The sequence below is a fragment of the Cytobacillus sp. FSL K6-0129 genome (assembly GCF_038007625.1).
Lineage (GTDB): Bacteria > Bacillota > Bacilli > Bacillales > Cytobacillaceae > Cytobacillus > Cytobacillus kochii.
This window is the reverse complement of sequence record NZ_JBBOXM010000001.1, coordinates 1,284,564-1,300,718: the sequence shown is the minus strand read 5'-3', so window position 1 is coordinate 1,300,718 and position 16,155 is coordinate 1,284,564. Positions and strand designations below refer to the sequence as shown.

Annotated in this window: 17 protein-coding genes; 16 read left to right on the top strand and 1 reads right to left on the bottom strand. The window is 36.2% G+C overall.

The genetic code is table 11. The features are described from left to right. Nucleotides 1-447 precede the first annotated feature (447 nt). The 8 genes from sleB (at nucleotide 448) to fni (ending at nucleotide 7,613) form a co-directional block, all read left to right on the top strand. Complete coding sequence (gene sleB, locus MHI57_RS06260; protein WP_370873269.1) at nucleotides 448-1,224, top strand: spore cortex-lytic enzyme; 777 nt, start codon at nucleotides 448-450, stop codon at nucleotides 1,222-1,224. A 13-nt stretch (nucleotides 1,225-1,237) separates the two neighbouring features. Then, nucleotides 1,238-2,587, top strand: coding sequence for a germination protein YpeB (gene ypeB, locus MHI57_RS06255; protein ID WP_322909560.1), 1,350 nt, complete (start codon nucleotides 1,238-1,240; stop codon nucleotides 2,585-2,587). A gap of 231 nt (nucleotides 2,588-2,818) precedes the next feature. Next, nucleotides 2,819-3,472 (top strand): flagellar brake protein, encoded by a 654-nt coding sequence (locus MHI57_RS06250; RefSeq protein WP_340975414.1) that lies wholly within the window; start codon nucleotides 2,819-2,821, stop codon nucleotides 3,470-3,472. Between the two features lie 56 nt (nucleotides 3,473-3,528). Further along, a complete protein-coding gene (locus MHI57_RS06245) occupies nucleotides 3,529-3,714 on the top strand; it encodes a DUF5359 family protein (protein WP_095372738.1) in 186 nt (61 codons plus the stop codon). A gap of 256 nt (nucleotides 3,715-3,970) precedes the next feature. Next, nucleotides 3,971-4,642, top strand: coding sequence for a (d)CMP kinase (cmk, locus tag MHI57_RS06240; protein WP_095372739.1), 672 nt, complete (start codon nucleotides 3,971-3,973; stop codon nucleotides 4,640-4,642). Between the two features lies 1 nt (nucleotide 4,643). Next, on the top strand, nucleotides 4,644-5,225 hold the full coding sequence (locus MHI57_RS06235) for a lysophospholipid acyltransferase family protein (RefSeq protein ID WP_095372740.1): 582 nt from the start codon (nucleotides 4,644-4,646) through the stop codon (nucleotides 5,223-5,225). 173 nt (nucleotides 5,226-5,398) lie between these two features. Beyond that, nucleotides 5,399-6,535, top strand: coding sequence for a 30S ribosomal protein S1 (gene rpsA / locus MHI57_RS06230; protein ID WP_095372741.1), 1,137 nt, complete (start codon nucleotides 5,399-5,401; stop codon nucleotides 6,533-6,535). Between the two features lie 13 nt (nucleotides 6,536-6,548). Then, the gene (gene fni, locus MHI57_RS06225) at nucleotides 6,549-7,613 is read left to right on the top strand and encodes a type 2 isopentenyl-diphosphate Delta-isomerase (RefSeq protein ID WP_307313035.1); all 1,065 of its coding nucleotides are present in this window, start codon (nucleotides 6,549-6,551) and stop codon (nucleotides 7,611-7,613) included. Nucleotides 7,614-7,841: 228 nt separating this feature from the next. On the opposite strand, the gene MHI57_RS06220 is transcribed toward fni, so the two are convergent. After that, nucleotides 7,842-7,979 carry a YpzI family protein gene (locus MHI57_RS06220; RefSeq protein WP_340975412.1) on the bottom strand — a complete coding sequence of 46 codons (138 nt, stop codon included), beginning with the start codon at nucleotides 7,977-7,979 and terminating at the stop codon, nucleotides 7,842-7,844. Between the two features lie 106 nt (nucleotides 7,980-8,085). Here MHI57_RS06220 and MHI57_RS06215 point away from each other — a divergent pair, with 106 nt between their 5' ends. From MHI57_RS06215 to spoIVA, 8 genes are all read left to right on the top strand, one after another. Beyond that, entirely contained in the window at nucleotides 8,086-8,697 is a 612-nt protein-coding gene (locus MHI57_RS06215; protein WP_095372744.1) for a YphA family membrane protein, read from the top strand. After that, entirely contained in the window at nucleotides 8,690-9,568 is an 879-nt protein-coding gene (locus MHI57_RS06210; RefSeq protein ID WP_095372745.1) for a YIEGIA family protein, read from the top strand. The genes MHI57_RS06215 and MHI57_RS06210 overlap by 8 nt, the downstream gene beginning before the upstream one ends. A gap of 16 nt (nucleotides 9,569-9,584) precedes the next feature. Then, nucleotides 9,585-9,770 carry a capping complex subunit for YIEGIA gene (locus MHI57_RS06205; protein ID WP_095372746.1) on the top strand — a complete coding sequence of 62 codons (186 nt, stop codon included), beginning with the start codon at nucleotides 9,585-9,587 and terminating at the stop codon, nucleotides 9,768-9,770. A gap of 155 nt (nucleotides 9,771-9,925) precedes the next feature. Beyond that, the gene (gene der, locus MHI57_RS06200) at nucleotides 9,926-11,236 is read left to right on the top strand and encodes a ribosome biogenesis GTPase Der (RefSeq protein ID WP_095372747.1); all 1,311 of its coding nucleotides are present in this window, start codon (nucleotides 9,926-9,928) and stop codon (nucleotides 11,234-11,236) included. A 244-nt stretch (nucleotides 11,237-11,480) separates the two neighbouring features. Then, entirely contained in the window at nucleotides 11,481-12,530 is a 1,050-nt protein-coding gene (locus MHI57_RS06195) for an NAD(P)H-dependent glycerol-3-phosphate dehydrogenase (protein ID WP_340975410.1), read from the top strand. Nucleotides 12,531-12,900: 370 nt separating this feature from the next. Next, nucleotides 12,901-13,104 carry a DUF2768 domain-containing protein gene (locus MHI57_RS06190; RefSeq protein WP_095372749.1) on the top strand — a complete coding sequence of 68 codons (204 nt, stop codon included), beginning with the start codon at nucleotides 12,901-12,903 and terminating at the stop codon, nucleotides 13,102-13,104. A gap of 51 nt (nucleotides 13,105-13,155) precedes the next feature. Then, nucleotides 13,156-13,866: a hypothetical protein gene (locus MHI57_RS06185; RefSeq protein WP_095372750.1), complete on the top strand. Its 711-nt coding sequence runs from the start codon at nucleotides 13,156-13,158 to the stop codon at nucleotides 13,864-13,866. Between the two features lie 223 nt (nucleotides 13,867-14,089). Then, on the top strand, nucleotides 14,090-15,568 hold the full coding sequence (gene spoIVA / locus MHI57_RS06180; RefSeq protein WP_095372751.1) for a stage IV sporulation protein A: 1,479 nt from the start codon (nucleotides 14,090-14,092) through the stop codon (nucleotides 15,566-15,568). The last annotated feature ends 587 nt before the right edge of the window (nucleotides 15,569-16,155 follow it).

Here is a 16,155-nt window from a genome sequence, read left to right as displayed (position 1 = left end):
CCGCCTTCTTTTCTTTTTGTCAAATCACCAAGCTTCCTCCGGCTAACGGATGCCTTCTAAAGGAAAAATAAGTAATCAGAACATCTAACATAGAAGTTGAATTTTTTATAAAAATCGTTAAATTTCAAGCGTACGAGCCTCTATTTGATGGCCACCCTGTAAATGCTATATTTATCCAAATGATTTTCTCATTGAATTTGTATAAAAAGCCAATTGGAACCAAAAAATAGATGTATTGTTAGCTTCCTCGCTGATTAGTAAACGTGAAAAAGAGAGATCGAGGAATAACTGTTACAGCCATCATTTTTTACCTGCAAAACGCCATATTAGGTTACCTGATTGTTTAACAGATGAAAAGATGTATTTTTGGAGGTTAGTACGATGAAACAACTATTGATGTTTACTAAAGTGATGCTAATACTACTGCTTATAGCGACCACTATTCCAATGGCTGAATTGGATAAGTCGGCAAATGCTTTTTCGAATCAAGTGATTAGACAAGGAGCGATAGGCGATGATGTCATTGAGCTACAAGCAAGATTGCAATATTTAGGATTCTATAATGGTAAAATCGATGGGGTCTTCGGTTGGGGCACATATTGGGCATTACGCAATTTTCAATATGAATTTGGCTTGGATATAGATGGGCTTGCTGGTTCTGGTACGAAGGAAAAGTTGGTGAGTGCGTCAAATTATGATGAGCAATATGTGAAGAATCAAATTAATCAAGGGAATTCATTTACACATTATGGCGGAACGGATTTAAGTCAACAAGCACCTGCTAATAATAGTGGATCAAATCAAAATGATGGTAATGCATCAAGTGGTAATTCCGGTGGTACAACTTCGGCAAATGTTCCTAGTGGATTCTCGGAAAACGACATACAAATGATGGCAAATGCGGTGTACGGTGAGGCGCGTGGCGAACCTTATATAGGGCAAGTAGCGGTAGCGGCAGTAATATTGAACCGAGTAGAAAGTGCGTCTTTTCCAGATACGGTTTATGGTGTGATCTTTGAACCAAGAGCATTTACGGCTGTTGCAGATGGGCAAATTTGGCTAACACCTAATGAAACAGCGAGGGAAGCAGTGATAGATGCAATTAATGGCTGGGATCCGAGTGGAGATGCCCTTTATTACTTTAATCCAGATACTGCAACAAGTCCGTGGATTTGGACAAGACCACAAATTAAAAAAATTGGACAACATATTTTCTGTAAATAAGGAGTGAAGTCACGTGTTAAAAGGAATACTCATAACTGTTCTTTCAGTTGGTGTTATCGGAACTGCTGTCTGGGGTTATCAAGAACATCGTGAGAAAAATGCGATATTAATTAACGCAGAAAACAATTATCAACGTGCATTTCATGAACTCACTTATGAAATCGATGTATTACATGATAAAATTGGATCTACTTTGGCAATGAATTCTAGAAGTTCACTGTCTCCTGCGCTTGCGGATGTTTGGAGAATTACCTCTCAAGCACATTCAGATGTAGGTCAGCTGCCACTATCACTTTTACCATTTAATAAGACGGAAGAATTTTTAGCACAAATTGGTGAGTTTAGTTATAAGACAGCGATTAGAGACTTGGATAAAGACCCATTGACTGATGAAGAATATCAGTCTTTACAAGGATTATACAAGCAGGCAGCAGATATTCAATCAGAATTACGGAATGTGCAGCATATGGTCGTCAAAAATGACTTACGATGGATGGATGTAGAAACAGCGCTTGCTACAAATAATGAAGCAGCAGATAATACAATTATAGACGGCTTTCAAACCGTCGAAAAAACAGTTGAGGGATACGATGAAACGGATTTAGGTCCCGCATTTGTAAATATGCAAAAGAAAGATGAGAACTATCAATACTTAGAAGGAAAAGAAATATCTAAGAAAGAAGCTGTATCAGAAGCGAAGAAATATGCGCAATCCCCTGATGATGTTAAAGCAACCGTGGCAGAAAATGGCGAAGGATCGGATTATGGATTTTTTAGTGTATCACTAAGGTCTCCTAAAGAAAGTATAGAAACCAATTTAGATATTACTAAAAAGGGCGGTTATCCTATTTGGCTTATCACGGCAAGAGATGTAAAACAACAAAAAATTAGTCTGGAAGATGCTCATCAATCAGCAGTGAAATTTTTAAAAGATAATGAATTTGAAGATCTTGATCTATTTGAAAGTGTGCAATATGATCAAATGGGCGTGTTTACATTTGTGTCTAAACAGGACGATGTAAGAATTTACCCAGATTCAATTAAGATGAAAGTAGCATTAGATAATGGGCAAATTTTAGGATTTTCAGCAGAGGATTATTTGAAATCCCATCATAAGCGAGATATTCCTCAAGCTGTGTTAGCAAAAGAGGAAGCAAGAGAAAAAATCAATAGTCAACTAAAAATTATGGATGATCGGTTAGCGATTATATTGAATGATAGTAATGAAGAAGTACTTTGTTATGAATTTACTGGGACATTAGGTGAAGACACGTATCGCATCTATATTAATAGTGAAAATGGAAGAGAAGAAAAAGTAGAAAAATTGCAAAATGCAGAACCAATTTATGAAGATGTGGTATAAGGCAAATAAGGACCCGAAAAGGGTTCTTTTTGTTTTTTCTTTATGGAAATCATTGGATAAATAAAGACAGGAAGATGAAATATAAATGTAGAAAAAAATTAGGACTAAATAGAGTAATGTGATTATACCATGATGTTAATAATTCTCATCTCATTTAAATAAAAATATAGTTCTTTTGTAACAGTTAAGTGATAAAATAAGGAAAAGTAGAAAAGATTAGGAGGGAATACATTGTCACCAGGTGATCAATTGTATATAGAACATTATCTATCAAGTGAGGGCAAGTACATATCTAGAATTGCTGAAATTAAAGAGGATATATTACATATTCATTATCCCGTTTGTTTACAAACGAATCGGAAAATGTACTTAGTAGATGGAAGAAGAATTAAGTGTGTTGCTTACAATGCAAATGGGAAAATGTTTTTCTTCTCTGGAAGAGTGGTCGGTCGAATGATGCAGTCCACACCATTATTGAAAATTGCTTATGCAAAAGAATTTACTCATGAGAAGGAACAAAAGAGAGAGTATGTTAGAGTTGATTTCAATGAATCTGTTGAAATTCAACCCGTATGTGAAGGGATGTCTCACTCTATTATAGGGATAAGTAGAAATATAAGTGCAGGGGGAATAGCTGTAGTTGTTAATAATTTTACCTATTTGTATAAACCATCGCCCTATTTATTGCGTTTTACACTTGTGATAGAAGGTAAAAAGCGTTCCTTTGTTTTAGCGTCAGAATATGTAAGGAAAGAGGCATTAGCAGATGGGCGTCTCGTTATATCATTTAGATTTCCACAAATAAATGCAGAAGATAGACAAGCAATGATGAGGTTTTGCTTCGAACAACAGTTACTTCATATGAAGAAAAGTAAACAATCTTAAGCAGAACAGCATAAAATCTCTTTTGTGTCTCCATAATGATTAATGGAGGTGGGAGGATGAAAGTATTCGAACGCACGCTCATACTATTAATCATTTTTCATCTTGGGTTGTTACTATTATTTCAAACCGTTTTTCATTATTTACACCTATTTCCGCATTTTAATGAAGTGACAAGATATGAAGGAGTGAATCATCATTTAGAAAACAATGATGAGGAGGTATTCTACATAAAGAGGCCTTAACTTGATTTTATGATGAAAATCAGGCCAATAGAAATAATAGCTTTACAGACCTTTTGGATTGTTCTTCCTGAGAACATCCTTTTTTAGTGTTTCTTCTTATTTTTTAAAAGTTATCGTATTATTTTAACTAATAAAAAGACTCCCTATTAGGGGAGGGGATTATTAATAACACATAATCATTACAACTAATTAAGTGAATTTATGATAGAATATAAAACGTAAAGAATATATTTGTATAGGTATTTCAGGAGGGTTTATGAATAAAATATCAATTGCCATCGATGGACCTGCAGCAGCGGGGAAAAGTACAGTTGCTAAGATTATAGCTGAGAAGCTTCATTATATTTATATAGATACAGGGGCGATGTATCGCGCGTTAACATTTAAAGCGTTGCAGTCAGAAATAGATATAAATGATGAAGAATCATTAATTCCTTTGTTAAAAGAGACAGAGATTGTCTTAAATCCTGGAGAATCAGGCCAACGTATTCTTTTAGATGGGATAGATGTTTCTACGGAAATTAGAACAGCTGAAGTAACTAATTCAGTGTCTACGGTTTCTAAACATAAGCAGGTAAGAGAAGAAATGGTTGCCCGTCAACAACGCTTCGGTCAAGAAGGTGGTGTAGTGATGGATGGCCGTGATATTGGTACACATGTTTTACCTGATGCAGAGGTAAAAGTGTTTCTTTTAGCATCAGTGGATGAACGAGCAGCACGGCGCCATGCTGAAAACTTAGAAAAGGGTTTTCCTTCAGATTTAGCTCTTTTAAAAGAGGAAATTGCTAAAAGAGATAAGTTAGATTCGGAAAGGGAAGTTGCACCACTCAAAAAAGCTGAGGATGCAGTAGAATTGGATACAACATCACTAAGCATTCACGAAGTTGTTGATAGAATTATGAAGTTGGTTGAGGAAAGGATTCAATAATATGAGTGTATATACATTTGCACGCTCTTTAGTATACGGCTTATTAAAGCCCGTTTATCGCATGGATGTTAAAGGTAGGGAGAATGTCCCAGCAGAAGGTGGCGTCCTTTTATGTTGCAATCATATTGATAACCTGGATCCACCAATTGTAGGGATAACAGCGCCAAGAGACATTCACTTTATGGCAAAAGAAGAGTTGTTTAACGTGCCAATTTTAGGGAAGTTATTACCACATCTGAATGCTTTTTCTGTAAAAAGAGGAATGAGTGATCGTGAAGCATTGAGAAAAGGGTTGAAGGTTCTTAAAGAAGGGCATGTTTTAGGTTTATTTCCAGAAGGGACGAGGAGTAAAACCGGAGAAGTTGGTAAAGGTCTTGCCGGTGCAGGGTTCTTTGCTCTTCGTTCTAATGCTGCAGTCGTACCTTGTGCCATCATTGGCCCGTATAAGCCTTTTAAGAAATTAAAAGTCGTCTACGGAAAGCCTATCCCAATGGATGAAATCCGTGCAAACAAAGTCAATGCAGAAGAAACAACGGATATCATTATGAATGAAATCAAAAAATTAATCGAACAGAATCGCTAAACCTTCTTACTTGACAAAAGGTGCTATTTGTAAGAAGTTTATAAAAAGGCATTTTATATTTCAGGATCAAAGTGGTTTTACAACTCTAGTTTATTTAGTGCAATTTACACTTTGTAAGATTGCATTTTATAAGTGGAAAATGAAATTAGCCATTGGATTAAGGAGGAATACATATGTCAGAAGAAATGAATGAAATTGAAGTAGCAAATTTTGAAGTTGGCGATAAAGTAAATGGTAAAGTGACAAAAGTAGAAGAGAAGCAAGTGATTGTCGATATCGAAAATAGCAAATTAGATGGTATTATTCCAATTAGTGAACTATCAAGTCTTCATGTAGAAACAGCTAGCGATGCTGTTGCAGAAGGTGATGAACTACAATTAGAAGTGTTAAAAGTAGAAGAAGAAGCGCTTGTACTATCAAAGCGCAAAGTAGATGCTGAAAAGTCTTGGGAACAACTAGAGCAAAAATTTAATGACGGTGAAGTTTTTGATGCTGAAATCAAAGATGTTGTTAAAGGCGGATTAGTCGTTGACCTTGGAGTTCGCGGATTTGTACCAGCTTCTTTAGTTGAAGCACATTTTGTTGAAGATTTCTCAGATTATAAAGGTCAAACATTAGCTTTTAAAATTGTAGAGTTAGATAAAGATAAAAATCGTTTAATTCTTTCTCATCGTGTAGTTGTTGAAGAGGAGCAAGGAAAACAAAAGAAAGAGTTACTTGGATCGCTTGAAGCTGGAAGCGTGATTGATGGAACTGTACAACGTATTACAGATTTCGGTGCTTTTGTTGATATCGGTGGTGTTGATGGTTTAGTCCATATTTCACAACTTTCTTATGAGCATGTTGCTAAGCCTTCAGATGTTGTTACAGAAGGTCAATCTGTCAAAGTAAAAGTACTAAGTGTAGATAAGGATAATGAACGAATTTCACTATCTATTAAAGATACTTTGCCTGGTCCTTGGGATGGTATTGCTGAAAAAGCCCCTAAAGGTAGTGTGTTAGAAGGCACAGTGAAAAGACTTGTATCTTATGGTGCTTTCGTAGAAGTATTCCCTGGAGTGGAAGGGCTTGTTCATATTTCTCAAATTGCACATAAACATATTGCCACTCCGCACGAAGTATTAAAAGAAGGTCAAGCAGTACAAGTGAAAGTCCTTGATGTGAATGAAGGCGATGAAAGACTTTCTCTAAGTATTAAAGATCTTGTTGAAAAAGAAGAAGAACCAACTGATTATGAACTGCCTGAAGAGTCTAAGGGGTTCCAATTAGGTGAAATGATTGGTGAACAGTTAAAGAAATTAAATAAATAATGGTGGTAGTATAGTGACGAGAGCAAAGAGAAAATGGGATCATATTCAATATGCGCTAACAACTGGTCAAACGAATAACGCTGGATTTGATTGTGTTTCTTTTGTACATCAAAGCTTACCTAACACATCTCTCTCAAAGATTCATTTGGGAACGAAAATAGGCGAACTACAACTCAGTTCGCCTATTTTTATCAATGCAATGACCGGTGGCGGTGGTGCAAAGACACTTGAAATTAATCGCCTGCTCGCGCGGGTGGCTAAAGAGACAGGGGTAGGGATGGCAGTAGGCTCGCAGATGGCAGCAATAAAAAATTCAGAAGAACGCTTTTCGTATGAAATTGTAAGGAAAGAAAATCCAGATGGATTGATATTTGCCAATTTAGGTAGCGAAGCCACGGTAAACCAAGCAAAAGATGCTGTAGAGATGATACAAGCAGACGCATTACAAATTCATGTAAATGTCGTCCAAGAGTTAACGATGCCAGAGGGAGATCGTGATTTTTCGCATGCCCTCATGCGTATCGAAAAGATTGTAAATCACTTAGATGTGCCAATTATCGTTAAAGAAGTAGGATTCGGTATGAGTCGCGAAGCTGTAGAAAAGCTAAAAGGTGTCGGCGTTAATATCGTAGATGTCGGTGGTTATGGTGGCACTAATTTCTCTAAAATCGAAAACGAACGAAGAGAGAGGGTACTGTCATTCTTTGATGGATGGGGGATTCCGACTGCTACTTCAATTGTCGAAGCACAATCACATAATAGTGATATAACGATACTTGCATCTGGTGGAATTCAGACAAGTATGGATATTGCAAAGGCTATTGCGCTTGGTGCTAACGGTGTAGGAATGGCAGGGTACTTCTTGAAGATATTAGTGGATTCTGGTTATGAAGCAGTAGTAAAAGAAGTTACTTCCCTTCATGAAGAATTAAAAATAATTATGACAGCTATAGGTGCAAGCAATCTTAACGAATTACAACTTGCCCCCCTGATTTTTAAGGGAGAAGTACTTGAGTGGCTGCAACAGCGACAAATTAATACACATACATACAGTACAAGAATGATTCATGCAAAATAATGTTTAAAATAAGAGACTGCTTACAAAGGTAGTCTCTTTTATTACGTTAAAAACTATTGATTTTTAAACTATATAATTAATAAAAGTCATAAAAAGAAGAGCGCGACTTTGTTGACTGAATACGAAACAAAAGTCGCGCTAACACGCGAATAGGACAAAAATATTTAAAGTAAAACAGTTAAATAAAGAGTAATCCCGTTACTAAGAGGTTTACACAATTCTTTTAAGTTATTTATTATTATTTAATTTGCGTGCATTGTCTGGACTTTGCATTGTTGTTGCCCCTTCGTACTGAATACTTTGGTCACGATCTGATTCTACTCTCTTACTGCTTTTTAGTTTTTTTTCTTGACGATCTTTTCCCATATCTACACCTCCTAATTATTAAGATAAGAAATCAGACATTTTTTATTCAAATAGATTAAACTACATATTTTCTACCCATAATGGGGATAGTAGGAGGTGTATTTATTTGGAAGGTCTTTTCTTTTATTGGATTGGTTGGTCACTTTGGATTATTGTCACATTTTTCGTAAGTAAAGCAAATACATACCGTTATTTAGCGTCATTCGCACTATTATTGCTTATTATCATTACGCCTTATCATTTTTCAATTGGAACGACAGAAATTGGTGTGAGTTTCTTCCTTCTCTACATTGCCGCTAGTTTTCTCTTTGTAAAATCGCAATGTGGTCATCCTCTCTATTTGGTTACATGTATGCTCATTGTCTCATTTGCTTACTGTGCTTTTCTCTGCTTTGAGATGTTTGATCCAATCTGGGTTGTTTTTAACCGTGACTGGATGTTAGCCGGTATGTTAGCGTGTTTAGTCATACTTCTTCATAAGCAAGCGTTAAGCCGTATTTGTATATTAATATTTGCTGCATTAAACGGGGAGGTAATATTTGCCCTTATTATTCAAAAGTATGGATTTCCTTTCCAAATTGGATCTTTTCGTTTTCTTGATGTCCTAAGTATGGCATTTGTAGTTGTTTCTGGATGGAATATGATTGAATATTTGGCTGCTTACCTAGAAAGAAACTTAAATCCATTAGTAAAGGAGAAGCAAAATTATCATGAATGAATATATCTATCCAGTTGTTTTAGGTGTAATTGTTGGCACATTAACAAGGATTTATATGTTAAGAACAGATTATCGACAGTACCCAACCTATCTACATGGGAAGATTATTCATATTGCTTTAGGTTTTATTGCTGCTGGATTAGGCAGTGTGGCCATCCCGTCGATCATGGAGGAGGATTTTACTGCGATCACCTTCTTAACCGTGGCTGCTTCACAGTTCCGTGAGGTTAGGAATATGGAAAGAAATACGTTAACTGAGTTAGATAGTTATGAAATGGTTCCACGGGGTAGGACTTATATAGAAGGAATTGCTATTGCCTTTGAAAGCAGGAATTATTTAGTCATGTTTACATCTCTTATTACTACATTATTTTACCTCTTATTTAATCTTTGGGTAGCAATTATCGCTGCTGCTATTGCCGTCGTGTTATCAAAAGTAATGATGAGTGGTGGTAAGTTATCAGATATTGTGGAAATCAAATATGTGAAGCCGCATTTCGACGGAGCCGGATTATATGTTGACAACATTTATATTATGAACATTGGACTTCCGGAAAGACAAGAAGAAATTTTAAAGTATGGGATGGGTTTTATTCTGGTTCCGAAAAATTTTAATGTAAATACGACAATTGCAAATTTAGGGCAAAGACAAGCGATATTACATGATGTTTCAACGGCTCTAGGGGTCGTGACGGATTCTGGTGCCCCAGCACTTGTGCCATTAGCTAAACGGGATTTAGATGATGGGCGAGTAGGGGTATTCATCCTTCCACAGGAAAGAACAGTTGAAAAAGCAATTAAAGTAATTGGTGGTGTACCAACCCTGGAAAATGCAATAAAAATGCCAAAAGAAATGCATGTGCCAAAATAATAGGGAGGGATAAATGATGGAAATCAATAAATTTGTACTTGCAGTTATAACAACAAACCCAAAGAAAGTCCCTAGTGGTGCAGCAGTGTTTCATTGTGAGGATAAAAAAGAAATGGAAGTGATTGCTACAAATTTAGAAGCTATTTTAGACGGAATCGCTCATATGCTGACTGAAGAAATGTACGTGATTGTCCGCCATTAATCATGAATATGCAGCTTCTTCTTGTAAGGAAGGTGGCTGTTTGGTAATATATTATAGTTGAACCCTTCATTAGTTGAAGGGTTTCTTTTAAATCAAATTTGCTTACATTAAATTAATATAAGCAAGTATTTTAATGAAATTGAGGGGTGATGTTCGTGACAAAACCAGTACTGGCAATTGTCGGACGTCCAAACGTAGGAAAATCTACTATTTTTAACAGAATTGTTGGTGAACGAATTTCAATCGTTGAAGATATTCCTGGCGTTACAAGAGATCGCATTTATAGTTCTGCAGAATGGTTAACTCATGACTTTAATATTATTGATACAGGTGGCATAGATATTGGGGACGAGCCCTTTTTAGAACAAATTCGTCAACAAGCTGAAATCGCTATCGACGAGGCTGATGTGATCGTTTTCTTAGTAAACGGTCGTGAAGGTGTGACATCTGCGGATGAAGAAGTAGCGAAAATTTTGTATAAAGCAAAAAAGCCTGTTGTTCTTGGGGTCAATAAAATTGATAATCCAGAAATGAGACAAATGATTTATGACTTTTATTCCCTGGGCTTTGGTGAACCGTTTCCAATCTCAGGATCACATGGTTTAGGTTTGGGTGATTTATTAGATGAGGCAGCTAAAAGCTTCCCTAATCATGAGGAAAATCAATACGATGATGATGTCATAAAGTTCTCGCTTATAGGCCGACCAAATGTGGGGAAATCATCTTTAGTAAATGCTATTCTAGGAGAAGATCGCGTTATTGTTTCTAATGTAGCTGGAACGACAAGAGATGCGATTGACTCACAGCTTAAGTATAATGGTGATGAGTATGTCATTATAGATACAGCGGGTATGCGGAAAAAAGGTAAAGTGTACGAAACAACTGAGAAATATAGTGTGTTACGTGCTTTAAGGGCCATTGAACGTTCTGACGTGGTTCTCATTGTACTAGATGGAGAAGAAGGAATCATTGAACAAGATAAGCGAATTGCAGGCTATGCACATGAAGCTGGTAGGGCTGTCATTATTGTTGTGAATAAATGGGATGCTGTTGAAAAAGATGAGAAAACGATGAAGAAGTTCGAACAAAATATTAGGGATCATTTCCAATTCCTTGATTACGCACCGATTGTTTTTCTATCAGCATTGACAAAGAAAAGAATTCATACATTGATTCCAATGGTGAACATTGCTAGTGAAAATCATATGATGCGCGTGGAAACAAATGTTTTAAATGATGTTATAATGGATGCAGTAGCTATGAACCCAACACCAACAGATAAGGGAAGAAGGCTGCGAATATACTATGCTACCCAAGTAGCAATCAAACCGCCGACCTTCGTTGTGTTTGTTAATGATCCTGAGCTTCTACATTTCTCTTATGAAAGATTTCTTGAAAACAGAATTAGAGATGCTTTTGGATTTGAAGGGACGCCAATTAAAATTATTGCAAGAGAACGAAAATAAACTATTCACTATTAGCATAGTAAAAGCGGACAGCTGTATGATTTGATGACTCATCATTTCATAATAAGCTGTCTCTTACATAATTATGTTTCTAGCTTTATGGGACCACCGGTTCTTTAGTATATGCCAATTAGTAAAGGTAAAAAAATGACTATTCATCCGCTCGACTAATGTTTTTCTCAGATTGGCGGTTCCTTTCCTTCTTTTAAATAGGCGAAATGAATTGAAATGAGGTGAATGCAAGATGAGTCAAAAAGATAAAATAGCTGTTATTGGTGCCGGAAGTTGGGGTACAGCCCTTGCGATGGTGCTGGCAGATAATGACCATGAAGTGCGTTTATGGGGTCACAAGGAAAAACAAATCAAAGAAATTAATGAGAACCATACAAATGAAGCATATTTACCTGCGATTACTTTACCAAAAAATATTGTAGGTTATACAAAGCTTGATCAAGTATTAGAAGGTATCGAAACAATCATTTTAGCTGTACCTACGAAAGCGATTAGAGAAGTTTTACAGAGCATAGCTGAAGTGAGAAAAGAACCGTTGACCATCGTCCATGTGAGTAAAGGGATTGAACCAGATACTTCAAAAAGAATTTCCGAAATGATTGAAGAAGTGACACCTACATCCCTTTTAAAAGATGTGGTTGTACTATCAGGGCCTAGTCATGCAGAAGAAGTTAGTTTGCGCCACCCGACAACTGTAGCTGTCTCCTCTAAAAATATGAAGGCAGCTGAAAAAGTCCAAGATTTATTTATTAATCAAAACTTTAGAGTATACACTAATCCAGATATTGTTGGCGTTGAAATTGGTGGCGCTTTAAAAAATATTATTGCATTAGCAGCTGGCATTTCAGATGGACTTGGTTATGGAGATAATGCTAAAGCTGCGCTAGTAACTAGAGGATTAGCAGAAATCACAAGACTAGGTGTAAAAATGGGCGCAAGTCCGCTAACTTTCTCAGGTCTAGCTGGCATAGGTGATTTAATTGTGACTTGTACAAGTACTCATTCGAGAAACTGGCGTGCAGGGAATCTTCTAGGCAAAGGCAAAAACTTAGACGAAGTATTAGAAAATATGGGTATGGTTGTTGAAGGCGTTCGAACAACAAGAGCAGCCTATCAATTAGCAGAGAAATACGATGTGCAAATGCCCATAACATCTGTTCTATATGACATTTTATTTAATGATATCGATGCTAAAGATGGAGTTGACCGTCTAATGGCACGTACAAAAACAAATGAAATGGAAGATATTGCGGATATTTTTATGGCTCAAAATCAAGATTAACTAATAATTTGGTGCTGTTTATAAAAATATAGGCATATGAGGAGACGGGCGGCTTATCCTCTGCATACAATGCCTTTGAAGCAAACTGGTAAAATGAACAGGGTGAATAGGGTATTTTAGTCATTTGCCGAGGATAAGGAAGCCCCTTCTTATTCCTCGGTTATTTTTTTGTACTTTACTTGCTATGTTACAATTCATTTAATATGGAGAATAAGAAGTCAATTAGGGGATTCCTAAAATGGATATTGAGAATATTAGAGTAGTCCAATAATTGCTTGCCTTTTACTGCAATACATAAAATTATCTGATAATGCTGTCAAAGCGAACGAACTGTATGGTATAATACAATTCGGAAAAAGGAGTGAATGAGATGTCACCTGGTTTAATGAAAATGTGGATTGCCCTTGCTTCAATGGGCTTTATGTTTATTGCTATCTTACTTATTTATTTAAGTCGTTTTAAGTTGAAAAATGGGGTATTGAAAGGGGTAACTGCTCTATTTGCCTATAGTTTTATGGTAGTAAGTGGTCTCATTATTTTTCTAGTCGTATTTAGCGGTCCCGTTTCAGAATAGAACATCGCAAGGGGTTTCTCCCTGAAAATACATAATTAAAGGTTGATGTATATGAAAAAAAAGAGCTATGTAACTAGCTTATTTATACTCATTACCCTTCTTTTATCTGGATGTATGTACCCAGAAGAAGAAAGAGCAAAAAATCAAATTCCTTACGAGGATGAAATTAATCGCGTACAAACAGCCATCAAGCAATATCAAGATGAGACAGGTGGTCTATTACCTATAAAAACGACCGAAGAAGATACACCGCTTTTTCAAAAATATCCAATTGATTTTAAGAAACTTGTACCAAAATACATGGCTGAGTATCCTAGCAATGCATTTGAATCTGGAGGCGTTTTTCAATATGTACTGATTGATGTTGAAGATGATCCGAAAGTGAAATTGTCTGATTTACGTATTGCTGATGAAATAAGAGATATTACTCTCCGAATTCGCATGGAAGGATATCCACCATATAAGGATAATATCGGTGAAAATGTATACTCATTAGATTTCTCTAAAATCGGTTATAATGATGAACCGAAAGCTGTTAGCCCGTTTAGTGGTAACGAACTATCGTATGTGGTGACAACCGACGGAGAAGTATTCGTTGATTATCGTACCGACTTAATGCAATTAATGGAGGCTGGGGATATTAAAGCTGAAAACAATGATATACGCTTCCATTTAGTCGAAGATTCACCTTTTGTACCATCTTATTCATTACCGTATACAATAGATGAAAAAAAGAATGAACCAATATTTTTAGTGAATTAGTCATAACCCTCTCTCTACAAAATATATTGTAGAGGGAGGGTTTTTTTTCTCTTTTAATACAATAATGAAAAGCAACTATTGATTGCATAAAGAAAAAGTGAGAAAGGGGATTTTTTTAAAAAGTTGGCATATTCATATCGGACAACATCATAGATATATAGTGTACAAATATAAATTATTGGATAATATTATCCCACTAACTCATGATTCAGGAGGGGATCACTTGGAAAAGGTAGATATTTTTAAAGATATTGCCGAACGAACAGGCGGTGATATCTATTTTGGAGTAGTAGGTGCAGTCCGTACTGGAAAATCGACATTTATTAAGAAATTCATGGAGCTAGCAGTCCTCCCAAATATGGACAATGAGGCTGATCGAGCACGTACCCAGGATGAGCTCCCTCAAAGTGCAGCAGGAAAAACAATTATGACTACAGAACCGAAGTTTGTGCCGAATCAAGCTGCTAATGTCCATGTGGATGAAGGATTGGAGGTTAATATCCGTCTTGTCGATTGTGTTGGATATACAGTCCCAGGAGCAAAAGGATATGAGGATGAAAATGGTCCAAGAATGATTAATACTCCTTGGTATGAGGAGCCGATTCCATTTCACGAAGCTGCTGAAATCGGTACAAGAAAAGTCATTCAAGAACACTCTACAATTGGTGTCGTCATTACGACCGATGGTACAATTGGAGAAATTCCTCGTGCAAACTACATCGAGGCTGAAGAAAGAGTAATTGAAGAGCTTAAAGAAGTAGGAAAACCATTTATTATGGTCATCAATAGTGTGCAACCACACCATCCGGCAACTGAGGACCTTCGTTTGAAGCTATCAGAGAAATATGATATCCCTGTACTTGCTATGAGTGTAGAAGGAATGAGGGAATCTGATGTATATAGCGTGATGCGAGAAGCGTTGTACGAATTCCCTGTTTTAGAAGTAAATGTAAACTTACCAAGTTGGGTAATGGTCCTTCACGAAGATCATTGGTTACGTGAGAGTTATCAAGAAGCCGTAAAAGAGACTGTCAAAGATATTAAGAGGTTAAGAGATGTTGATCGTGTTGTACATCAGTTTAGTGATTTCGAATTTATTGATCGTGCGGGCTTAGCCGGTATAGAAATGGGTCAAGGGATCGCTGAAATTGATTTATATGCGCCTGATGATTTATATGATGAGGTATTAAAAGAAATTGTCGGTGTTGAAATACGTGGTAAAGATCATCTTCTTGAACTGATGCAAGAATTTGCCCATGCAAAATCAGAATATGATCAAATCTCAGATGCGCTTAGAATGGTGAAACAGACAGGATATGGCATCGCAGCTCCATCACTGTCTGATATGAGTTTAGATGAGCCTGAAATAACAAGGCATGGCTCAAGGTTCGGTGTACGCTTGAAAGCTGTTGCACCGTCGATTCATATGATCAAAGTTGATGTTGAATCTGAATTTTCTCCGATTATCGGAACAGAGAAACAAAGTGAAGAATTAGTTCGTTACTTAATGCAAGACTTTGAAGATGATCCGCTTTCAATTTGGAATTCAGATATCTTTGGTCGATCGCTTAGCTCGATTGTTAGAGAAGGAATCCAAGCAAAGTTATCATTGATGCCTGAGAATGCTAGATATAAACTCAAAGAGACTTTAGAAAGAATTATAAACGAAGGCTCTGGGGGACTCATTGCCATTATTTTGTAGAAATAAAAGGCGACTTTCATTCTATTCGGATGAAAAGTTGTCTTTTTTTTATGGGTAATAAAAGTATAAAACGGATTAGTATACTTTTGTTGATAAATAAAGTATTATCTAAAATGACAGAAGCGTGGAATTTCGGTAGAAGTCTTATTTGAATTACCCTATAAAAAGACCAATCAACCTTTCGTAACATAGAAACGAATAAAAATACAGTATGGTTACTTTGGTTTGTTCTTTATAAAGAATTACACTATGAAAATGAAAGAGCTTACATTTTTTATCTCTACAAATTTGTCAAGCTTTAAGCCTAGATTGACGGGTTTTCTCTCCCCTTATTACAAATTTGTTTCAAATAAGAAAAGATTGCCATCAAATCATGAAATATCCTTGATATGCTCAATTGATTATGATAATCTTTTAAGCAGAATTAACGTTGTAACGGTAAGAACCCTTATGAAATAAGGCTTTTTGCATCAAAAAAGTTGAAATTCTTCTTTTTTTGAGATATGATAAGTTTCTGCTTCAACAAAAATGCGTTACAACGTATAGAATTCAGTAATTTTGTTTACAAATGAATGTAAGGAATCTTT